This window comes from Sphingomonas lycopersici (genome assembly GCF_026130605.1).
In the GTDB taxonomy this organism is placed as follows: domain Bacteria; phylum Pseudomonadota; class Alphaproteobacteria; order Sphingomonadales; family Sphingomonadaceae; genus Sphingomonas; species Sphingomonas lycopersici.
On record NZ_JANFAU010000003.1, the window covers coordinates 471,975 to 493,882 of the forward strand.

The 21,908-nt window shown below is 64.5% G+C and carries 14 protein-coding genes; 10 read left to right on the forward strand and 4 right to left on the reverse strand.

What is annotated here, in order from left to right:
- The first annotated feature begins 5 nt into the window (after nucleotides 1–5).
- A complete protein-coding gene (locus tag NED98_RS08865) occupies nucleotides 6–1,127 on the forward strand; it encodes a serine hydrolase domain-containing protein (protein ID WP_265312689.1) in 1,122 nt (373 codons plus the stop codon).
- 31 nt (nucleotides 1,128–1,158) lie between these two features.
- Here NED98_RS08865 and NED98_RS08870 read toward each other — a convergent pair whose 3' ends face one another.
- Nucleotides 1,159–2,082 carry an alpha/beta fold hydrolase gene (locus NED98_RS08870; protein WP_265312690.1) on the reverse strand — a complete coding sequence of 308 codons (924 nt, stop codon included), beginning with the start codon at nucleotides 2,080–2,082 and terminating at the stop codon, nucleotides 1,159–1,161.
- Nucleotides 2,083–2,216: 134 nt separating this feature from the next.
- Nucleotides 2,217–3,821, reverse strand: a complete 1,605-nt coding sequence (locus tag NED98_RS08875; RefSeq protein ID WP_265312691.1) for an alpha-glucosidase — start codon at nucleotides 3,819–3,821, stop codon at nucleotides 2,217–2,219.
- Nucleotides 3,822–4,121: 300 nt separating this feature from the next.
- On the opposite strand from NED98_RS08875, the gene NED98_RS08880 reads away from it, so the two are divergent.
- The 8 genes from NED98_RS08880 (at nucleotide 4,122) to NED98_RS08915 (ending at nucleotide 16,923) form a co-directional block, all read left to right on the forward strand.
- Nucleotides 4,122–6,536 carry a glycogen/starch/alpha-glucan phosphorylase gene (locus NED98_RS08880; RefSeq protein ID WP_265312692.1) on the forward strand — a complete coding sequence of 805 codons (2,415 nt, stop codon included), beginning with the start codon at nucleotides 4,122–4,124 and terminating at the stop codon, nucleotides 6,534–6,536.
- Nucleotides 6,533–8,689 (forward strand): 1,4-alpha-glucan branching protein GlgB, encoded by a 2,157-nt coding sequence (glgB, locus tag NED98_RS08885; protein ID WP_265312693.1) that lies wholly within the window; start codon nucleotides 6,533–6,535, stop codon nucleotides 8,687–8,689. Before NED98_RS08880 ends, glgB begins: the two co-directional genes overlap by 4 nt.
- A 15-nt stretch (nucleotides 8,690–8,704) precedes the next feature.
- On the forward strand, nucleotides 8,705–9,964 hold the full coding sequence (glgC, locus tag NED98_RS08890; RefSeq protein WP_265312694.1) for a glucose-1-phosphate adenylyltransferase: 1,260 nt from the start codon (nucleotides 8,705–8,707) through the stop codon (nucleotides 9,962–9,964).
- The gene (glgA, locus tag NED98_RS08895; protein ID WP_265312695.1) at nucleotides 9,961–11,424 is read left to right on the forward strand and encodes a glycogen synthase GlgA; all 1,464 of its coding nucleotides are present in this window, start codon (nucleotides 9,961–9,963) and stop codon (nucleotides 11,422–11,424) included. The genes glgC and glgA overlap by 4 nt, the downstream gene beginning before the upstream one ends.
- Nucleotides 11,421–13,205: a glycogen debranching protein GlgX gene (gene glgX, locus NED98_RS08900; protein ID WP_265312696.1), complete on the forward strand. Its 1,785-nt coding sequence runs from the start codon at nucleotides 11,421–11,423 to the stop codon at nucleotides 13,203–13,205. The genes glgA and glgX overlap by 4 nt, the downstream gene beginning before the upstream one ends.
- Nucleotides 13,206–13,402: 197 nt before the next feature.
- Complete coding sequence (locus tag NED98_RS08905; RefSeq protein ID WP_265312697.1) at nucleotides 13,403–13,996, forward strand: TspO/MBR family protein; 594 nt, start codon at nucleotides 13,403–13,405, stop codon at nucleotides 13,994–13,996.
- Nucleotides 13,989–15,512 (forward strand): cryptochrome/photolyase family protein, encoded by a 1,524-nt coding sequence (locus tag NED98_RS08910; protein WP_265312698.1) that lies wholly within the window; start codon nucleotides 13,989–13,991, stop codon nucleotides 15,510–15,512. Before NED98_RS08905 ends, NED98_RS08910 begins: the two co-directional genes overlap by 8 nt.
- Before the next feature lie 238 nt (nucleotides 15,513–15,750).
- Nucleotides 15,751–16,923: a TetR family transcriptional regulator gene (locus tag NED98_RS08915; protein ID WP_265312699.1), complete on the forward strand. Its 1,173-nt coding sequence runs from the start codon at nucleotides 15,751–15,753 to the stop codon at nucleotides 16,921–16,923.
- 44 nt (nucleotides 16,924–16,967) lie between these two features.
- Here the strand turns inward: NED98_RS08915 and NED98_RS08920 are convergent, their stop codons facing one another.
- Both NED98_RS08920 and NED98_RS08925 read right to left on the reverse strand, forming a co-directional pair.
- Nucleotides 16,968–18,161, reverse strand: coding sequence for a phosphatidylinositol-specific phospholipase C1-like protein (locus NED98_RS08920; protein WP_265312700.1), 1,194 nt, complete (start codon nucleotides 18,159–18,161; stop codon nucleotides 16,968–16,970).
- Between the two features lie 27 nt (nucleotides 18,162–18,188).
- A complete protein-coding gene (locus tag NED98_RS08925; RefSeq protein WP_265312701.1) occupies nucleotides 18,189–20,300 on the reverse strand; it encodes a TonB-dependent receptor in 2,112 nt (703 codons plus the stop codon).
- A gap of 489 nt (nucleotides 20,301–20,789) precedes the next feature.
- Between NED98_RS08925 and NED98_RS08930 the strand changes: the two genes are divergently transcribed.
- Complete coding sequence (locus tag NED98_RS08930) at nucleotides 20,790–21,722, forward strand: formylglycine-generating enzyme family protein (RefSeq protein ID WP_265312823.1); 933 nt, start codon at nucleotides 20,790–20,792, stop codon at nucleotides 21,720–21,722.
- The last annotated feature ends 186 nt before the right edge of the window (nucleotides 21,723–21,908 follow it).

The window sequence follows — 21,908 nt, forward strand, 5'->3', positions numbered from 1 at the left end:
CGATGATGAGCGACGACTTTGCCATCTCGGGCGTGTGCGATCCGCGCTTTGCGGCGGTGCGCGAGGCCTTTCATGCCAATTTCACCGAACGCAACGAAATCGGCGCGGCGGTCGCGGTGATCGTCGGCGGCAAGGTCGTGGTCGATCTGATCGGCGGGTGGCGCGACGCGGGGCGCACCCAGCCGTGGCAGCCCGGCACATTGGTCAACGTCTGGTCGTCGACCAAGGGGGTCGCCGCCGCCTGTTTTGCGATGCTCGTCGATGCTGGGCGCCTGTCGTACGACGATCCGGTCGCGCGCTACTGGCCCGAATTCGCCGCCGAGGGAAAGGCGACGATTACGATCGGCCAATTGCTTTCGCATCAGGCGGGTTTGTGCGGCTTCACCGCCCCGGCGCGGTTCGCGGATCTGCTCGGCGGTAGCGCGGCGGCAGCCCGACTCGCGGCGCAGGCGCCGCTGTGGCGGCCGGGGACCGCATCGGGCTATCACGCAATCTCGGTCGGCATTCTCGCGACCGAGCTCTTCGAGCGGATCACCGGCACTTCGCTGCGCCAGTTCGTCGCCGACGAGTTGCGCGGCCGGCGCGGACTCGAAATCTCGATCGGGCTGGACGCCAAAGACGAAGCCCGCCGCGCCGAGATGATCGCACCGCCCGATATGGATTCGGCGCAAGTCGGATCGCTCACCGCACCACAGATCGCCGCGCTCGCCAATCCGCCGCTCGATCCGCTCGCGCCCAATACCCCCGAATGGCGCGCCGCGGACCTGCCCTCCGCCAATGGCCACGCCAATGCACGCGGGCTCGCCGCGCTCTACGCAGCGCTGCTCGACGGCCGACTAGTCAGCCGCGACAGCCTTGTCCGCGCCACCCGCACGCAGATCGAAGGCGTCGATCTCGTGCTCGGCCTGCCGGTTCGCTGGGGCGCGGGCTTCCTCATGAATACCGACGGCATCTACGGCCCCAATCCTGCGGCTTTCGGTCATTCCGGCTGGGGCGGCTCCTTCGCCATGGGCGATCCGGGCGCGCAGGTCGCGATGAGCTACACGATGAACCGCATGGGCACGCAGCTCCGCGACGACCCGCGCGCCAAGGCATTGATCGACGCGCTCTACGCCGCGATCGACTGACCCAAATTCCGCCGGCCGGCCGCTGGTCCCGCTACGATCTTCGAAGGAAAGAGGCGATCGCCTCAACCGTCTGGCCAGGCTGCTCTTCCATCAGCCAATGGCCCGAATTCGGCACGACCAACCCGGTCACATTGTCCGCCGCGGCACGCATGATTACCGCCATCGTCGGCCCGAGCGAATGATCCCCGCCGATCGCCAATATCGGCATTTTCAACGGACCATGAGCAACCGAGGCGCGATTGTCGATCACATCCTGGTCGAAAGCGGCAAATTGCGAGAAGCCGGCGTGCATCCGTCCCGGCGCGGCATAGAGCGTCGCATAATGGACGCGCGCGCCATCCGGGAACGCAGTTCGCGTCGCCGCGAATTCGTTCCAGAAGCGATCGAGATAGATACGCTCGCGGCCAGCGACGAGCCGCTCCATATCCGGCCCGCCAAAGCGGAAATGCCACAATAGCGGGCTCTTCAATATCTCGTCCCACGGCCCGACCCCCGGCACCGGCGCATCCATCATGACGAGCCGCGTGGTGCGATCCGGATATGCCTCCGCGAAAGCGAAAGCCACCATATTGCCGATGTCGTGTCCGACCACATCGGCCCGCCGGACATTGAGCTTGTCGAGGATGCCGGCCAGGTCCTGCGCCTGGTTCTTTTTCGTGAAGCCGTCTGTCGCGACGGCCGACAGACCCATGCCGCGCAGGTCGGGGATTATGACCATGTGATCGCGCATCAGCGCCGCGGCGAGCGGAACCCACATGTCGCCGGTATCGCCATAGCCGTGGACGAGCAGCACGGCCGGCCCTGCGCCGCCAACGCGGACGTGCAGCGTCGTGCCGTTCGTCGCGATGTCCGTCGTCCTGAAGCCCGCCGGAAAGGCAAATTCCTGCGCGGATGCATGCTGCGCGGCAAACAAGGAGAAAAACAGGACGAGCATTGCCGCGATCGCGCGCTTCATATTCCTTCCCCTTTTCTTGTCGACCTCGTCCCGCTTTTGCCTCGGTTTGATGCCCCACATCGCGCAACGGATTACGACGGTCAGCAGACATGGACCCCCGGCCGCCAATAGGAAAGGGCGGATGCGAATTTCATTTATCCAGGCACGAACCACAGCGCGCCGTAGCCGGACAGCACATTATCCTCCGCGCCGTTGATCCGAAGGACAACGTGCCGATCGCGCGCGCCATCGAACGTCACGGGGTCGGGCGAGAGGTTGTAAGCGCACCGGATCGTCTCGGCGCCAGCAACCCGGTCGAAGACGAGGAGTTCGGTCCCCGCCTCGATCAGCCGGAAATCGCCGCGACGCAGTGCCGGCTGATCGTTGCGCAACGCCAGTACACGCCGGGCGTGACTGAGCAGGGAATCAGGCCTCGCCTCTTGCACGGCAACCGCGCGCGCACGATTGGGCGCGCCGAGCGGCAGCCACGGTTTGCCGGTCGTGAAACCGCCAAGTTCGTCCGCGGTCCAGGGCAACGGCGTTCGCGCACCATCGCGCGACAAGGTCATCGGCCAGTTGGCGATCGCCTCGGGATCCTGGAGCAGTTCGAACGGAATCTCATCCTGTTCGAGCCCAAGCTCCTCGCCTTGATAGAGGATGATATTGCCGCGCAACGAGGCGAGCAGCGCGAGCTTCATTCGCGCATAGCGCTCGATCATATCCGGCGCGGACCAGCGCGACACCGCCCTGGGCGCGTCGTGGTTTTCGAACGCCCAGCTCGGCCAGCCTTCGGCCTCCCCGTCGGCGCCCGTTTCGCCCGGCCATTTTGCCATCACCTCGGCAACCAGCCGCGGGGTGAGATCGGGCGCGTAGAGAAAATCGAAGCCATAGGCGCTCGAAAGGTGCCGCGAGCCGGCGGTATAACTCTTCAACTCGGGCTCCGCCTTGTCGCCGCCCACTTCGGCGACGGTGTGGATCGCGCCATATTCATCGCAGACAGCGCGGATGCGCTCGATGAACGGGATCACGCCGGGCTGGGACTGGCTGTAGAGTTTGGTCTGGAAATCACACGGACGCGTGCGAACCCGCCCGGTATCCGGCGCCGGCGGATTGTCGCGTAGCAGCGGATCGTGCATCGAATGGTTCAGCGCGTCGAGCCGAAATCCATCGACACCGCGATCGAGCCAGAAGCGCGCGACCGCCAGCAGGGCATCCTGAACGTCGCGATTATGCCCGTTGAGCTGGGGTTGCTGAGCCAGAAAGGTGTGCATGTAATATTGCCCGCGTCGGGCATCCCAGGTCCAGGCGGGACCGCCGAACACCGACTGCCAGTTGCATGGCGGTGTTCCATCGTCACGCGGATCGGCCCAGACATACCAGTCGGCCTTTTCATTGACGCGGCTCCCGCGGCTTTCGGCGAACCACGGATGAAGGTCCGAGGTATGGGCATAGACCTGATCGATGATCACCTTGAGACCCAGCGCATGCGCCCGGGCAACCAGCGCGTCGAAGTCGGCAAGCGTCCCGAAAATGCGATCGACGTCGCAATAATCCGACACGTCATAGCCGAAATCGCGCATCGGCGAGGTGTAGAATGGCGAGATCCAGATCGCGTCGACGCCCAGCGAAGCGACATAATCGAGGCCGGCGGTGATTCCGGGAAGGTCGCCGATCCCGTCGCCGTCGCTGTCACGAAAACTGCGCGGATATATTTGATAGATCGTGGCTCCCTTCCACCACGGATCGTCGCCGGACCCCATGAGCATGCTCCACCTGCCGTTCGCATACGCAGCATGACCGGGGGCGCCCGCCTAGGCAAATGCTCAATCGCGCGACAATCGACGACCGAGCGATCTTGTCGAATCGATCTGCCGTGTCCTACGCTCGGCCGCAGAAGGAGAGAATGCAGGAGGAGCCGACGCTGCCAGGGCTCGGCGCGACAGCGGGTCAACCCGCCCGCGCATGAGCGATATGGCCACGCGGATGGACGCGGGAGAGGACGTGGAGACAAACCGGCGGCCGCCTGTCAGGTGGCTTGCCTGACGGACGGAGCACCTGCCGTGACCCTCGACCCCGCTTCCTCGGCCGCCCAGCTCGACACGCTCATCCTCGATGTTTTGCGCCATCGCGTCGGCAAGGACGAACTCGCCGCCAAGCCGCATGACTGGTTCAACGCCACGGTGCTCGCCGTCCGCGACAAGATTGTCGATCACTGGATCGAGTCTACGCGGCGCACCTATGAGGCGGACGGCAAGCGGGTCTATTATCTCAGCCTCGAATTCCTGATCGGGCGTTTGCTCCGCGACGCGCTCTCCAATCTCGGCCTGACGCGCGACATGGAGCAGGCGTTGCGCGACCACGGGCTCGACCTTGCGCAACTCGAGGAACTGGAGCCGGACGCGGCCTTGGGCAATGGCGGTCTCGGGCGGCTTGCCGCCTGTTTCATGGAGAGCCTCGCGACGCTCGACATTCCCGCTTATGGCTATGGCATCCGTTATGTGAACGGCATGTTCCGCCAGCGCATTGATGATGGCTGGCAGGTCGAACTGCCCGAGACCTGGCTTGCGCACGGCAACCCGTGGGAGTTCGACCGGCGCGAGAGCGCCTATTTGATCGGCTTCGGCGGCGAGGTCGTCGCGGACGGCGACAGCGTCGAATGGCGCCCGGCCGAAAAGGTCGAGGCGAGCGCGATCGATACGCCGGTGGTCGGCTGGCGCGGCACGCGGGTCAACACATTGCGGCTATGGACCGCAACCGCGCTCGATCCGATCAAGCTCGATGCCTTCAACGCGGGCGATCATGTCGGCGCGCTGGCGGACGAGGTAAGGGCCGATGCGCTCGTTCGCGTACTCTACCCGGCGGATTCAAACGCGGCCGGGCAGGAGCTGAGGCTGAGACAGGAATATTTCTTCTCCTCGGCCTCGATCCAGGACATCGTCCGCCGGCATGTCCAATATGAGGGCGATATCCGCAGCCTCCCGGACCACGCGGCGATCCAGCTCAACGACACGCATCCGTCGGTCGCGGTGGCCGAACTGATGCGGCTGATGATCGACGATCATGGCCTCGAATTCGACGAAGCCTGGGACATCTGCCGGAAGACCATCGGCTACACCAATCATACCTTGCTGCCCGAAGCGCTGGAATCCTGGCCCTTGCCGCTGTTCGAACGATTGCTGCCGCGGCACATGCAGATCATCTACGCGATCAACAGCCGCGTCTTGCGCGAGGCGCGGCGCGCGGGAATGGACGAACGGGCGATCGCGGCGATTTCGCTGATCGACGAGGGCGGCGAGCGGCGGGTGAGGATGGCGAACCTCGCCTTCGTCGGCGCGCATTCGATCAACGGCGTCGCGGCGCTGCATACCGAGCTCATGAAGAGCACGGTCTTCGCCGATCTCCACCGCCTCTATCCGACCCGGATCAACAACAAGACCAACGGCGTCACGCCGCGCCGCTGGCTGCAACAGTGCAATCCGGGCCTTACCGCGGTCATCCGCGACGCGATCGGCGACGGCTTCCTCGATGATGCCGAAAAACTCGCGGACCTGAACGCGCTGGCCGGCGATGCCGCCCTCGGCGAGCGCGTCGCCGAGGTCAAAAGATCGAACAAGGTGAAACTCGCCGCTCATCTCAAGGAACTGACCGGCGTCCGGCTCAACCCCGACGCCTTATTCGACGTCCAGATCAAGCGTATCCACGAATATAAGCGCCAGTTGCTGAATCTGATCGAGACCGTCGCGCTTTACGATCAGATCCGCAGCCATCCCGAGAAGGATTGGGTACCACGCGTCAAGATCCTCGGCGGCAAGGCGGCGCCCAGCTATTCCAACGCCAAGCTGATCATCAAACTGGCGAACGACATCGCCCGGCGGATCAACGCCGATCCGTCGGTCGGCGGGCTGCTCAAGGTCGTGTTCGTCCCCAATTACAATGTCACCCTCGCCGAACGCATCATTCCCGCGGCCGATTTGTCGGAACAGATTTCCACCGCGGGGATGGAAGCCTCGGGCACCGGCAACATGAAATTCGCCCTGAACGGCGCCCTGACGATCGGCACGCTCGACGGCGCGAATATCGAGATCAAGGATCGCGTGGGCGACGACAATATCTTCATCTTCGGCCTTACTGCGGACGAGGTCCTCGAGAAAAGGAACAACGGATACGATCCGCGCAAAACGATCGACGGCTCGAGCGAACTCCAGCAGGCGATGGCCGCGATCGCCTCGGGCGTATTCTCGCACGACGATCCCAAGCGCTATGTCGATCTGATGGGCGGGATCTACGACCACGACTGGTTCATGATCGCGGCCGATTTCGACAGCTATACCGCCGCGCAGCGCGCGGTCGATCAGGTCTGGGAGACGCCCGCGACCTGGCAGGCAATGGCGATCCGCAACATCGCCAATGTCGGCTGGTTCAGTTCGGATCGCACAATCGGTGAATATGCGAGGGATATCTGGGGAGTTAAGTGAAGCCATCGAAGGCCGCCATCGACGCCCTGCTGGAAGGCACCCATGCCGATCCCTTCTCCCTTCTCGGGGTGCATGGCGGGCAAAAGGGGGTTTTCGCGCGGGCGATCCTTCGCGGCGCGACGACGGTCGAGGTCCATGACCTGAGCGGCAACCCGCTGGGCGCGCTGAAACAGGTCGATCCGCGCGGACTGTTCGAGGGATGGATCGCTGGTTCTCCCGTACCGGTAAAATACCATTGCCGGGCGGATGTGGGCGAATGGTGGGTCACCGACGCTTATTCGTTCGGGCCGGTCCTCGGGCCGATGGACGATTTCCTGATCGCGCAAGGCACCCATTTGCGGCTGTTCGACAAGATGGGCGCCCATATCGTCGAGCATCAGGGCGCAAAGGGCGTGCATTTTGCGGTATGGGCGCCCAATGCGCGGATCGTCTCGGTGGTCGGCGACTTCAACGACTGGGACCCGGCGCGCCATTCGATGCGGCGGCGGGCGGACATTGGTGTCTGGGAGATTTTCGTCCCCGATATCGGCGAATGGAACGCCTATAAATATCGCCTCATTGGACCGGACGGGGCGATCTTGCCGCTCAAGGCCGATCCCTTTGCCTTCGCCTCGGAATTGCGACCACAAACCGCGTCGCTGGTCGCCACCCCGGGCAAAGTGCGCTGGGGCGACGAGCGGCACCGTGCTCACTGGGCAAGCGTCGACCCCCGCCGCCAGCCGATTTCGATCTACGAGGTTCATGCCGGCTCCTGGAACCGCGATCCGGCGGGCTGGTTCCTCTCATGGGACCGGCTCGCCGACGAGCTGATCCCCTATGTCGTCGAGCTCGGTTTCACCCATATCGAGTTTCTGCCTGTTTCCGAATATCCCTATGATCCGAGCTGGGGGTATCAGACGACGGGCCTTTATGCCCCCTCGTCCCGCTTCGGCGACCCCGAGGGCTTTGCACGCTTCGTCGACGGCGCGCATCGGGCCGGAATCTCCGTCCTTATCGACTGGGTGCCCGCGCACTTCCCGACCGACGCGCATGGCCTCGCCCGCTTTGATGGCACCGCCTTGTACGAGCATGAGGATCCCCGGCTCGGCTTCCATCCGGACTGGAACACCGCCATCTACAACTTCGGCCGCCGCGAGGTGGCGAGCTTTCTCGTCAACAACGCCTTATTCTGGGCCGAGCGCTACCATGTCGATGGCCTCAGGGTCGATGCGGTCGCCTCGATGTTGTATCGCGATTATTCTCGCCGGGACGGCGAATGGATCCGCAACAAGGATGGCGGGCGCGAAAACTGGGAAGCGGTGGCATTCCTGCAGGCGATGAACAAGGCCGTCTATGGCAGCCATGCGGGCTTCATGACCATTGCCGAAGAGTCGACCGCCTGGCCCGGCGCGACGCTCCCCGTCCATGAGAACGGCCTGGGGTTCGGGTTCAAATGGAACATGGGCTTCATGCACGATACGCTGGCCTATATGGGGCGCGATCCGATCCATCGGCAATATCATCATGATGATATCACCTTCGGCCTCACCTATGCCTTCAGCGAGAATTTTGTCCTGCCGCTGAGCCATGACGAGGTGGTCCACGGCAAGGGCAGCCTCATCAACAAGATGAGCGGAGACGATTGGCAGAAATTTGCCGGCCTGCGCGCTTATTATGGCCTGATGTGGGGGTATCCGGGGAAGAAGCTTCTGTTCATGGGCCAGGAATTTGCCCAGCGGCGCGAATGGTCTGAGGCCCGGCCGCTCGATTGGGACCTGCGCGCCGCGCCGGCCCATGAAGGGGTCCGCAATCTCGTGCGCGACCTCAACCGGCTCTATCGCGAAAAAGCCGCACTGCACGCGCGCGATTGCGAAGCGGAAGGGTTCGAATGGCTGATCGTCGACGACAAGGCAAATTCGGTATTTGCCTGGTTGCGCAAGGCGCCCGGGGCGGCGCCCGTCGCGGTCATATCCAACATGACCCCGGCGGTACACGAAGGCTATCGCCTGCCCCTGCCGCATGACGGCGGCTGGGACGAGGTGCTCAACAGCGATGCGGAAATCTATGGCGGCACCGGGACAGGCAATCTCGGCCGGATAATCGCCTCGGGCGGCGCGGCTGAGGTAACGCTGCCACCGCTCGCGACGTTGATGTTCGAATGGAACGGGCGGTGAGCGGGAGAGTGCGGGATGCGTGACGTTTCAGGCCGGCCGCTGGCGCGCGAGGCGATGGCCTATGTCCTTGCGGGAGGACGCGGCAGCCGCTTGCGGGAATTGACCGACAATCGCGCAAAACCCGCGGTCTATTTCGGCGGGATGAGCCGGATCATCGACTTCGCCCTCTCCAACGCGATCAATTCGGGCATCCGGCGCATCGGCGTTGCCACCCAGTACAAGGCACATTCGCTGATCCGCCATATGAACCGCGCGTGGAATTTCATGCGGCCGGAGCGCAATGAGAGCTTCGATATCCTGCCGGCCTCGCAGCGCATTTCCGAACTCTTGTGGTACGAGGGCACCGCCGACGCGGTCTATCAGAATATCGACATCATCGCGGCCCATGCGCCGCGCTATATGATCGTTCTCGCCGGCGATCACATCTACAAGATGGACTATGAGTTGATGCTGCAACAGCATGTCAACTCGGGCGCGGATGTCACCGTCGGCTGCCTCGTCGTCCCCCGCAAGGATGCGAGCGATTTTGGCATCATGGCGGTGGATGCCGACAATGTGATCACCGATTTTATCGAAAAACCCGCCGATCCTCCTTCGATCCCCGGCGATCCGGGGCATTCGCTCGCCTCGATGGGCATCTATGTGTTCGAGACGCGATTCCTGTTCGAGCAATTGCAGCGCGATGCGGCAGAGCGGGATTCGAAGCGCGATTTCGGCGGGGACATCATCCCCTATATCGTCAAGCACGGAAAGGCGGTGGCCCACCGCTTCGCCGACAGCTGCATCCGCGCGGCGGAGGAGATCGAGGAATATTGGCGCGATGTCGGCACGCTCGACGCCTATTTTGAAGCCAATCTCGACCTGACCGATACCGTGCCGAAGCTCAACCTCTACGATCGCGACTGGCCGATCTGGACCGACCAGATCGTGTCCGCGCCGGCGAAGTTCGTCCATGACGAGGAAGGCCGCCGCGGCCATGCGATCTCGTCGCTCATCTCGCAGGATTGCATCGTGTCCGGCGCGGTCGCACGCCGCAGCCTGTTGTTCACCGGGGTGAAGATGGGTTCCTGGTCGAGCGTCAACGATGCGGTGATCCTGCCCTATTGCAATATCGGCCGGCATGCGCGGCTCAGCCGGGTGATCGTCGATTCAGGCGTGCGCATTCCCGAGGGGCTGGTCGTCGGCGAGGATCCGGAACTCGATGATCGCCGCTTCCGCCGTACGGAAAACGGCGTGTGCCTGATCAACAAGGCGATGATCGATCGGCTGATATGACGCTTTCCATACTCTCGGTCGCTTCGGAAGCGGTCCCGTTGATCAAGACCGGCGGCCTCGCCGATGTTGCCGGCGCGCTTCCGGCAGCGGTGGCGCCGCACGATATCGAGCTGACCACATTGCTGCCGGGTTACCCTTCGGTGCGCCGCGCGCTCGACAGCAACAAGCCGATCCACAAATGGGCCAATTTGCTCGGCGAGGAAGCGCGGCTCCTGGCGGGAGAAATCGCCGGGCATCCGCTTCTGGTGCTTGATTGCCCTACGTTGTTCGATCGCGACGGAAGCCCCTATGCCGACAATGCCGGGCGCGACTGGGAGGATAACTGGCGGCGCTTCGCAGCTTTTGGCCGGGCGGCGGCGGATATCGCAGGCGGCGCGGTCAAGGGCCGCGGATTCGATCTCGTCCATGCGCATGATTGGCAAGCCGGTCTCGCCCCCGCCTATCTGCGCTTCGCACCGCCGCGACAGCTCAAGCGCGCGATGCCGGCGGTCATGACGATCCACAACATGGCCTTCCAGGGCTATTTCCCCGCCACCATTTTCGACGCGCTCGGCCTGCCGGGAAATGCCTGGGCGCTCGACGGCGTGGAATATCATGGCGGCGTCGGGTTCCTCAAAGCGGGGCTCGAAAGTGCCGCGGCGATCACCACCGTCAGCCCCACCTACGCGCGCGAGATCCGCACCGGGGAGTTTGGCATGGGGCTGGAGGGGCTGATCGTCAGCCGGGGCGAGCGGGTTTCGGGGATCGTCAACGGGATCGACACGGCCCAATGGAATCCCGAGACGGATCGAGCCATCGCCAGCCCCTTCTCGGTCCGGACGCTGGCAAAGCGAACGGCCAACAAACGCGCGCTGGAGCAGGAATTCGCGCTCGAGCCCGACGACGGCCCGCTGTTCGTCGTGGTGAGCCGGCTGACCTGGCAGAAGGGCCTCGACGTGCTGCTCGAGGTCCTCGATCATCTCGTCTCGCTCGGCGGCCGCCTCGCGCTGCTCGGTTCGGGCGATGTCGCGCTGGAGCAGGCCTATCTTGCCGCCGCCGCGCGGCACCCGGGCCGCATCGCCATCCGCACCGGTTATGACGAGGCGCTTTCCCACCGGTTGCAGGCGGGCGGCGACGCGATTTTCATCCCCAGCCGGTTCGAGCCGTGCGGGCTGACCCAGCTTTATGGTCTGCGCTACGGCTGCGTGCCGATCGTCGCGCGTACCGGCGGCCTTGCCGACACCGTGATCGACGCCAACCTCGCCGCTCTGTCGATCGGGGCGGCGACGGGAATTCAGTTCGACGGCGTCACACCCGCCGCGCTCAGCGCCGCAATCGAGCGGGCAATGGCCTTATGGCAACGTCCGGACGACTGGCGTTCGATCCAGCGCGCCGGGATGAAACAGGATTTCTCCTGGCGGCGGAGTGGTGCGGCCTATGCCGCGCTCTACCGCGCGCTTTGTCCCGCTCGCGCCATATGACCTACGGCGCCACCCCCGGTCCCGCCGGGACGATCTTTCGCGTGCGCGCGCCCGAGGCGCAAAGCGTGACCTTGTGCCTTTTCGAGCGCGACCACGAAGTGCGACGGGAAATGCGGCGCGAGGGAACCGACTGGGTCGCCGAAGCCCCTGCCCCGCCCGGCACTCTTTATGGCTATCGCGCCGCCGGGTCGTTCGACCCCGCACAAGGCCGCTGGTTCGACGCGTCGAAGCTGCTCGTCGATCCCTATGCGACAGAGCTCGACCGGCGCTTCGCTTACACGCCATCGCTCCACGCATTCGGCACCGACACAGGCCCAATGGTGCCGAAAGCGATCGTCCCCGGGGACCTTCCGGTGGTGGAGCCCGCACTGCCAGTCTTCACGCACGGCGGGCTGATCTACGAAGCCAATGTCCGCGCACTGACCATGCTCCATCCCGATGTGCCGGAAGAATTGCGCGGAACCGTCGCCGCTTTGGCTCATCCGGCGATCATCGCCCATCTCACCAGGCTCCATGTCGGCGCGATCGAGCTGATGCCGATCGTTGCCTGGATCGACGAGCGGCATCTGCCGCCGCTCGGCCTCTGCAACGCCTGGGGCTATAACCCGGTGGTGCCGATGGCGCTCGATCCCGGATTGTGCCCGGGAGGCGTCGCCGAGTTGCGTGAAACGGTGGCTGCGCTCCACGCCGCCGGAATCGGCGTGATCCTCGACCTTGTGTTCAATCACACCGGCGAAAGCGATGTGCTCGGGCCGACGTTGAGCTTTCGCGGGCTCGACAATCGGGGCGTCTATGCGCACGATCGCGAAGGCCGGCTGATCAACGACACCGGCTGCGGCAACACGCTGAACTTTGGCGAGCCCTATGTCCGCGAACTCGCCCGCGCGACCTTGCGCCATTTCGTGCGGCATTGCGGGATCGATGGATTCCGCTTCGATCTCGCGCCGGTCATGGCGCGCAGCCCCGGTTTCCAGGCCGACGCGCCGATCTTCGCCGAAATCGCCGCCGACCCGATATTGGCCGATCGCGTGCTGATCGCGGAGCCGTGGGACCCGGGTCCCGGCGGCTATCAGCTCGGCGCCTTTCCGGAAAACTGGCTCGAATGGAACGACCGTTTCCGCGACGACGTGCGCCGCTTCTGGCGCGGCGACGGCACGGTCGGCACGCTGGCAACGCGGCTTGCGGGATCCTCGGACTTGTTCGGGCCTCATAGCCGCTCGGTCAATTTCATCGCGGCGCATGATGGGATGACGCTCGCCGATACGGTCGCTTATGCCGGTCGCCACAATTGGGCGAACGGCGAGGAAAACCGCGACGGGCAAGGTGACAACGCCTCGTGGAACAACGGCGTGGAAGGGCCGAGCGATGATCCGAACGTCGTCGCGCATCGAGCCGCGGACGCAAGGGCATTGCTGGGGACATTGTTCGCTTCGACCGGGTCGATCATGCTGACCGCCGGCGATGAGTTTGGCCGAACGCAGCTCGGCAACAACAATGCTTATTGCCAGGACAATCACCTGACATGGCTCGACTGGGGCACGCGCGACCGTCTGCTGGAAGATCATGTCGCGGCGCTGGCGCAATGGCGCGCCGCCCGCGCCGGCTGGTTCGCGACCTTTCCGCGGCAGGGCGACTGGCTGTCGCCGTCGGGCCAGCCCATGACGATTGCCGAATGGGAAGATCCGGCGACGAGCGGTCTGACATATCGCTCGCTCGATTCCGATCGGCCCTATTCGATCGATATCGACCGCATCGGCCGGAGGGTGGGCACATCCGCGTAGAGTTCCTCGCCTTCTGTCCCAATTGGTGACGAATGAGCGATCCTTCATGTTGTACCCGGCGACCCCCGCATTAGTCCGAGGGGGATGCGCTCCCAGGTCCCGCGAGCAGCGGGCCCTGTCGCCGATTGTCGAAAGAACGATGCCGCGGCGCGGCAGCGGCGAACGGAGATTGGGAGTGCCATGCGCGGATCGGAACAATGATTGCCGCACTCTTGCAAACCGCCTTATTGGTTTTCAACGGCGTCCCGCAAAGCGCGAACGTTGGTGAAAGTCGAAGCGTGAGGTTTCACCCGATGGACAGGACGGAAAAATCGGCCGAACCCGCCTGGCTAAGGGCTGCACGTGCCGCCATTCCGGTGATCGCCGCCTCGCTTCTCGGGCAATGGGCGACCTGGCTCAATCTCGCCCCATGGTATGCCGGCCTCCTGAAACCGTCGTTCAACCCGCCAAACTGGATATTCGCGCCAGTCTGGACGAGCCTGTATGTGCTGATGGCCTATTCGGTCTGGCGTATCCTCAAAGTCCCCGCGAGACGGATCGAGCGCCGGATTGCTTTAACCTTATTCTTCGTGCAGCTCGCGCTCAATGCTTCGTGGTCATGGCTGTTTTTCGGACTCAACAGCCCTCTTGCCGGGCTCGTGAACGTCGTGCCGCAATTTGTGGTGATCATTGCAACGATCGATCGATTTCGCCGGCTTGATCTCGTGGCGGCACGGTGCCTTATGCCATTGGCCGCATGGGTTGCGTTCGCCTCAGTGCTGAACTTCGAAATCTGGCGCCTCAATGGCTAGCCCTGCGTTGCACGAACGGCCCGCCGAGCCAACTCTTTCTGATCCGGAGCGCCCTGTTATCCTGTGGTTTCGCGACGACCTGCGCATATCGGATAATCCTGCGCTTAACGCCGCCGCCGCAACTGGCCGCAAGATCATCTGCATCTTCGTGCACGATGAGGAATCGCCCGGGTTGCGGCCGCTTGGGGGCGCCGCGCGATGGTGGCTTCACGGCTCGCTCGAAGCGCTGGACGGAGACCTGCGCCGGCGCGGTGCCTGGCTGTCGATCTATCGTGGACGGGCCCAGACCATCATCCTCGCGCTCGCCGCCGAAACCAACGCGGCGGCGATATTCTGGAACCGGCGCTATGGCGGGGCCGAGCGCCTGCTCGACGAAACACTGAAGTCGGCACTCAAGGAGCGACGGATCGTGGCCAAGAGCTTCAACGGCCATCTGCTTCATGAGCCATGGGCGATCAGGACGAAGGCGGGCCAGCCGTTCCGCGTCTTTTCAGCCTTCTGGCGCGCCGCGCAGGACACCGGAGACCCCGTCGCGCCGCTCCCCGCCCCCGCGCAGCTGGAACCGTTCCGCGGCGACCATCGCAAAAGGCTGCAGGCGGTTACCCTCGCCGATCTCTCGCTCGAACCGTCCACACCCGACTGGGCCAGCGGCCTGCGATCGAGCTGGCAACGCGGAGAGCAGGGCGCGCACGATCAGCTCGGCTGTTTTCTGGACAAGCATTTCGGCAATTATGCCGGCTTCAGGGACTATCCCGATCGCGCGGCGACCTCGCGCCTCTCACCCTATCTGCGCTTCGGCAATATCTCCCCGCGCCAGCTCTGGCATGCCGCCGCCGCTGCAACCCATGCCGCAGAGCACGGAACATCCTATCGAAATCTCGAGAAATTCCAAACCGAACTGGGCTGGCGCGAATTCTCCTATCATCTTCTCTATCGTCACCCTGACCTCGCCGATCGAAACCTGCAGCCGCAGTTCGACGCGATGCCGTGGCGGGTCGATCCGCAAGCATTGCGCGCCTGGCAAACCGGCCGAACCGGCTACCCCTTTGTCGACGCGGGAATGCGCGAACTCTGGCACACTGGATGGATGCACAATCGTGTGCGCATGATCGTCGCGTCGTTCTTGGTGAAGCACCTGCTCATCGACTGGCGCCAAGGCGAACAATGGTTTTGGGATACGTTGGTCGATGCCGATCCCGCCAACAACCCGGCGAGTTGGCAATGGGTAGCGGGAAGTGGGGCGGATGCGGCGCCCTATTTCCGGGTCTTCAACCCTGTTCTTCAGGGGGAAAAATTCGATCCCGACGGGGCCTATATCCGACGCTGGTTGCCCGAGCTATCCGGCCTTCCAAGCTCCAGCATCCATCGACCTCGTGAACTTGAAGCCATCACAGCGGGCTATCCCGAGAGAATAGTTGAACATAAGCGCGCGCGGGCGCGCGCGCTCGAAGCATATAAGAATCTGCGCACAACGAGTGCCCCGGGCCACGGTCGATTTTCTTCGTCCAATCGATAACTTGCTATAAATTCTTTGAAGCAAGGCTCCGGAGTGCTAATTTGGGGTACAAGTTCTGAGCCGGCCGATCGGCTGGCCCCGCCGATGTAGGATCACGCCCCGGTCGCCGCCGAAAATGGCAGGCGCGACCGCGTATATCGGCGGTATGATGCGCCGAGCGCGATTGCATCGCGCAACGGCCGCGGTTTGTTGACCAAATTCCGTTGAGCGGCGCCCAGCATCGCGCCACAAGGCGATGATGGCCAGTTCCAGCATCGTGCAGATTCTCCACGCCGCCCGCACGCGTATCGTCGCGCACGGCATGGCGGGGCTGAGCCTGCGCGCGATCGTGCAGGATGCGGAAAGTTCGCTCGGATCGCTGCATTATCGGATCGGCGACAAGGGCGCGCTGATCGGCATGCTGGCCGCCGAGGAAGCCGACGAACGGCGACGGATGGCCGCGACATGGGAGCCCCGCGCCGCGGCGCTCGATCTGTCGGTGCCCGATACGCTCGCCGCGCTGATCGCCGCGTGGCTCGACGAGGCGGCGACGCTGCGCCGCGATCACGCCGTCGCCGGGTGCGAGCTGATGCTCGAGGCGACGATCGATCTCGCGACGCGCACGGGAATGGACGATATGCTCGGCGCCGAAGACGATTTCTGGATCGGGCTGCTGCGCCCCGCCGCCGGCGAGGATGCGGCGCTCTTCGGGCGCGCGATCGCCGGCTATTGCCGCGACGAGCTTCCTTTCACGCTCGTCGCATCCGGTCACCCTGATTACCGCCTGCTGCGCGCCGCGACGACCGCGCGGCTCGCGGCGCGGTTTCGCGCGCCGGCATCGGGCATCGCCAGCCATTTCGAGGCGCTGGTCGACCGCTGCGGCACACCGCGCGATACCGCCGTGCTGCCGGTCGACCTGCCCGAAGGCTCGCGCAAGGCCGAGCTGGCGGGGTACGCCGCGGCATTGATCGCCGAGCGCGGGATCGCGGCGCTCAGCCACCGCACGGTCGCCGCCCGTGCGGGCGTCGCCAATTCCAATGTCGCGCATTATTTCCGCACCCACGACGATTTGCTGCGCGCCGGCATGGGCGCGCTGATCCTCGGGATGCGCAGCGAGCTGACGCAGGGCATCGCCCAGCAACGCGCGGCGCGCGGCGATGCGCTGTTGCGCGCCACCCATTCGGTCGCGCTGACCGCGCTGCGCGACGCGCGGCTGATCCCGTTCGCGCTCGATATGCGCCGGCGGCGCGGCGAGAATGTACGGGCGGAGATCGCCGCGGGCGTCGGCGGCGCGGCGGGGCTCGACGCCGCCGCGACGCAGGCCGCGGTGGTCACATTGGTTGGTGCCCGCCTCGGTGCGCTGGCGCGCGGCGACGGCGCCGCCTTCGCGCTCGATATCGCCGCGCTCGCCCGGTTGCGCGACGGCAGCTGACTCTGCCGGCGGCGGCCGGGGAGAGCCGCCGCCGGGGCGCGCACCTATCTGGCGGGCGGCGCAATCCGGGCCGGGCCACCGCCCGGCAGGGTCACGACATAGGGGGTGCCATAAGCGTTGCCGGGCTTCTCGAAATCGGTCGAGACGATCTGCGCGCCGCTCGCGAAGGCTGCGGTCGCGCGGCGCTGATCGTTGGTCTTCGCCTCATAGGTTTCGATATCGGCGCGCGAGCGGACGATATAGCCTTTGGCGATCTCGTCCCTGATCTCCTTGCCGCGAACTAGCGCGTTATCGTCGAGGATGAAGGCGGCATGATCCTGCCCCGGCTGGGAATCGAGGAACGCCATCCGCCCCTTCAAGCCGGGATGCCCCTCCAGATAGGCCGAGGCGCCGTCATGCCCGGTGGCGGTGATGAGCTGGAAGATGAATTTGCCGCGCGCCTTGCCCAGCGTCGGCCAATTGCCCGCCAGCACCGCTTTTTCCAGCGTCGGATAGGTCCCGCGCACCTCATCGGGGGTGACGACATTGGCGCGGCCGATAACCTCGGCGATCGTGCGGTCGATCTCGTCATAGGTCGCGCTGGTGAACGGCGGCGGGGTGGTCGAACCGGGGAGGATCGGGATCGCCTGCACTTTCGCCTCGATCATCACGAAGATCGGGATATGCCCCGGATGCTGGTCCGACCACGCCTTCATCTCGGCGAGGCAGCCGCGGAAGGTCGGGCAGGAGCTGCGGAAATCCAGGTCTGCCATATGCAGCACCTTGATCCCCGGCGCCTTCATCGCCGCGGGGTCGAACGGCAGAAGATCGGTCACTCCCTCAGCGCGCAGCAACCGATAAGCCCCCGGATCGGCATAAGCGCCGCCGTCGGGATCGGCGTTCACGTCGATCTCCAGCCCGCGCACGCCGAGATCGAGCTGCTCGGTGAGGCTCGGGTGGCGGTAGCTCAGCGCTTCCTTGAACGATACGTCGTTCGGGTGGGCGATCAGCATCTCACGGCGCCGCTCCTCCGGCATCTGCGCGGCGAGCTTGCCCATCGACGGCAACCGCGTTTCGAGCAGCGCGAGCACGCGCGCGTCGACCCCGATCGAATAGCTGTTGTGCGTGCCGAGCACCTGGATGCGGTTGAGCGGCAGCGAATCCGGCAATTCCGGCGCCTCGCGCGCGGGCTGTGCCGCCGCGGCGGCGGCAAAGGCGAGCGCGATCAGCGGCAACGCCCGCATGACATGTTTCGACATGGTGTGAACCTTCTTTCGGGGCGTCGATCAGAAATTGAGGTTGGCGAACACGCCAGCGGTGCGGCGCGCATTGGGCGAGGTATAGTGAAGCAGTCCGAGCTGGCCGTAGAGCTGCCAGCCGGTCGAGAAATAGGTGTCGAACAGATTGCGTGCGAACACCCCGAATTCGAGCTTGTTGTCGGCGGTCACCGCGCTCAGCCGCGCATTGACCAGCCCGAAGCCGGGGACGCGCGAATAATCGGGCTGGCCGACCACCGTCCAATAGGTGCTGCGATAGGCATAATCGGCATGCGCCCTTACCTTCATGCCGTCGCTGATCGCATGGTCATAATCGACCGCGGCGGTTGCCGAGAAATCGGGCGAATTGGGCAAGCGCGTATTGGTGTAGTTGGTCGTCGGGTTGTAGACGTAATTGGTGAACCACGCATCGGTGTAGCTGCCCGACGCGCTCAGCGAGAGCGAACGGGTCGGGCGCACCGCGAGCGTCGCCTCGACGCCCTGCGTCCTCAGGCCCCCGGCATTGCCGATCGCGGTGGCGAGCAGGAAACCGCCGCCGCCGTCGGGCACCTGCGTCAGGATCGTCGCCTGGAAATCGGTGAAATCGGAGCGGAAGACGTCGATGTTGAAGCGCAGCTTGTGATTGAACCACTCCGATTTCAGCCCGACTTCATAGGCCTTGACGGTCTCGTGGCGATAAGGCGCATATTTGTTGCCGACGAACGCGATCCCCGCCGGCTTATAGCCGGTGCTGACGGTCGCGTAGAGCATCGCCGTCGACGTGATCTGGAACTCGGGCGAGACGCGGACCGAGAAATTGCCGCCCTTCACGCTGCCATAGGGAAAGACCGGCGGCGCGGTGGTCGCGACGAATTTGGGGGTGAAGCCCGCGACCTGCTGCGGATCGACCGTGATATAGGACAGCCTTTGCGAGACGTTGTCGTGGGTATAGCGCCCGCCGACCGCGACGCGAAACCGGTCCGAAAGGTTGAACTGGACCTGCCCGAATGCTGCCGCGGTCTCGTTCACCGCGTGGAACAGCGAGGTATTACCGCTCTTTCCGATCGCGCCGGTCAGCGCATAGAGCGTCGAGATCGGCACACCATTGGTATAGACCGGCGCGCCGAGCGTCGCCCATTGCAGCTGGGTCTGCGTCGCCTCTAGCCGGTTGTAGAACAATCCGAGGAACCAGGCGATCGGCCGCTCCTGCGGCGAGGCGAGGTGGAATTCCTGGCTGACCTTCTCGGTGAAGAGATGCCCGTAGTTGAACGGGATATAGGCATATTTGTCGATCGGGGTGAGGCTCGCCGGGGTGTTGTTGTTGTACAGCGTGTAGCGATAGGCGCTGATCGAGGTCAGGTCGTAATCGCCGAGCTTGGCGTGGATGCGCGCCGAGGCGCCCCATTCCTCGGTCTCGATCGCCCCGTAACTCGAATCCGCCGTGTCGGCATTTTTCGGGCCGGGATAGACGCCGAGCGAATTGAGGATCGCGGTAACGTTGGCCGGCTGCCCGGAGACCGGGGTGCGCACGCTGCTGTCCCAATGATGCGCGTAGTCGCCCGAGATCGTGACGTCGAACCTGGCGTTGGGCTCGAAATAGAGTTTAGCGCGGCCGCCATATTCGTGGACCGAGCCGACCAGCCGGTTGAGCGTGACGTTGCGGCCGAAACCCTCCTGCGCCTGATCGAAGCCCGAAATGCGCAGCGCGGCATATTGCCCCAGCGGCAGGTTGACCGTCGCGTTGAGGATGCGGTCATTATGCTCGCCGTAGCTCGCGCTGGCGCGCAGCGAGGTGACGCCGAGCCTGGGCTTGTTGGTCGAAACCGCGATCACGCCCGAGGTGGAATTCTTGCCGAACAACGTGCCCTGCGGGCCCATCAGCACGTCGACGCGCGCGATATCGACCATCCCGGTCAGCCCGTTGGCACGCTGGCCGTCCATCACCACGTCGTCGACCACGACATTGACCGATTTGGCATTGGAAAAGTCCCAGGAGGTGGTGCCGACGCCGCGGATCTGGAACGCGGCGCCCTGGGTCGGATCATATTGCATGCCCGGCGCGAGATATTGGAGGTCGGTCACATTGGTGTAGCCGGCATTGGCGATCGCTTGCCCGTCGATCGTCTGGATCGACAGCGGCACTCTTTGGCTATTCTCACTCCGCCGCTGCGCCGTAACCACCACCTCCTGTAATCCCCCGGAATCCTGCGTTCGCGCTGCATCGCCAGCCTGCGCCTGCGCGGCCGCCGCGCCGGGAAAGACAAAGAACACGAGCCCGCTTGCGCCAACGGATAAGAACGATCGTACGAACATCCGCGACTCGCGCAACATAGAATTTTCTCTCTCTTAAACCCTGAATGAGGGGCGCGATAGTCGATGAATATTACGCTTTCGAGACGATCGTACTATAGATTGGAAAAGTTCAGGGGTAAACGTCACGCCCCGGCCGCGCGACCGATCGGGTACTCGCGCTGAGGGGTCACAATCTCATCGCGCTCCCCAAGGGCGCTTCCCGCCATAAGGGGGCTTCGTTAGGATAGCTTCTGAACCGATCGGGGCGGAAAAACCGCCCGTCGCTCGGTCGGCTGCTTGCACGGGAAACAGGATTTGGACACGATTGCCGCGGACACGATGATCGCCCTGCCCGGTGGCACGTTCACGATGGGGTCGGAGCGTTTCTACCCGGAGGAGGCGCCGGTTCGGCGCGTGCGCGTCGACCCGTTCCGGATCGACGCGGCCCCCGTCACCAACCGCGCATTCGCGCGCTTCGTCGCCGAGACGGGCTATGTCACCTTCGCGGAAATCGCCCCCGATCCCGCCGATTATCCGGATGTCGACCCCGCGCTCGCGCAACCCGGCTCGCTGGTGTTCACCAAGTCCGCCGGGCCGGTCGATCTCTCCGATCCGTCGCAATGGTGGCGGTTCGTGCTCGGTGCCGACTGGCGCCACCCCACCGGCCCCGACAGTTCGCTCGAAGGGCTCGACGATCACCCGGTGGTCCACGTCGTCCATCAGGACGCCAAGGCTTATGCCGACTGGGCGGGCAAGAGCTTGCCGACCGAGGCGGAATGGGAATATGCCGCGCGCGGCGGGCTCGAGGCGCGCGAATTCGCCTGGGGCGACGAACTGACCCCCGACGGGCAATGGCGCGCCAACACCTGGCAGGGCCTGTTTCCTTTCGCCAATCAGCTGCTCGACGGCTGGGAACGCACCTCGCCGATCGGCGCCTATCCGCCGAACGACTTCGGGCTCTACGACATGATCGGCAATGTCTGGGAATGGACCGAAGACTGGTATGCGGACGCCTCGGCGACCGCGGCGCGCGGGAAGACCAAGACCAAGCCCTCATGCTGCGTCGCGGACAATCCACGCGGTGCCAAGATATTCCAGAGCTGGGACCCGGCCAACGCGGCGCGCAAGGTCCCGCGCAAGGTAATCAAGGGCGGCTCGCACCTGTGCGCGCCGAGCTATTGCCAGCGCTATCGCCCTGCCGCGCGGCATCCCCAGGCGATCGACAGTTCGACCAGCCATATCGGCTTCCGCTGCGTGGTGCGCGCGACCTAGCGCTCGAAGGAGCCCCCGCTCATGCAGGTGAACCCGCTCGGCTGCCTGAGCGACCACTATTATCGCAATTACTATAAGGATTTGCCGTCGCGCGGCTATCCGCAATATAAGACATGCAAACCGACCCGGGCGAAAGCTATAGCGTGGCTGAGCGCCACCCCGACACTCTCGCCGATCTGGCCGCGC

Excerpts from the sequence above, each read along its gene's own strand:
- glgX (WP_265312696.1), top strand. The coding sequence starts at position 11,421 with ATGACCTACGGCGCCACCCCCGGTCCCGCCGGGACGATCTTTCGCGTG.
- NED98_RS08920 (WP_265312700.1), bottom strand. The coding sequence starts at position 18,161 with ATGTCGAAACATGTCATGCGGGCGTTGCCGCTGATCGCGCTCGCCTTT.
- glgA (WP_265312695.1), top strand. The coding sequence starts at position 9,961 with ATGACGCTTTCCATACTCTCGGTCGCTTCGGAAGCGGTCCCGTTGATC.
- NED98_RS08930 (WP_265312823.1), top strand. The coding sequence starts at position 20,790 with ATGATCGCCCTGCCCGGTGGCACGTTCACGATGGGGTCGGAGCGTTTC.
- NED98_RS08915 (WP_265312699.1), top strand. The coding sequence starts at position 15,751 with ATGGCCAGTTCCAGCATCGTGCAGATTCTCCACGCCGCCCGCACGCGT.
- NED98_RS08865 (WP_265312689.1), top strand. The coding sequence starts at position 6 with ATGAGCGACGACTTTGCCATCTCGGGCGTGTGCGATCCGCGCTTTGCG.
- NED98_RS08875 (WP_265312691.1), bottom strand. The coding sequence starts at position 3,821 with ATGGGGTCCGGCGACGATCCGTGGTGGAAGGGAGCCACGATCTATCAA.
- glgC (WP_265312694.1), top strand. The coding sequence starts at position 8,705 with ATGCGTGACGTTTCAGGCCGGCCGCTGGCGCGCGAGGCGATGGCCTAT.
- NED98_RS08910 (WP_265312698.1), top strand. The coding sequence starts at position 13,989 with ATGGCTAGCCCTGCGTTGCACGAACGGCCCGCCGAGCCAACTCTTTCT.
- NED98_RS08870 (WP_265312690.1), bottom strand. The coding sequence starts at position 2,082 with ATGAAGCGCGCGATCGCGGCAATGCTCGTCCTGTTTTTCTCCTTGTTT.
- NED98_RS08905 (WP_265312697.1), top strand. The coding sequence starts at position 13,403 with ATGATTGCCGCACTCTTGCAAACCGCCTTATTGGTTTTCAACGGCGTC.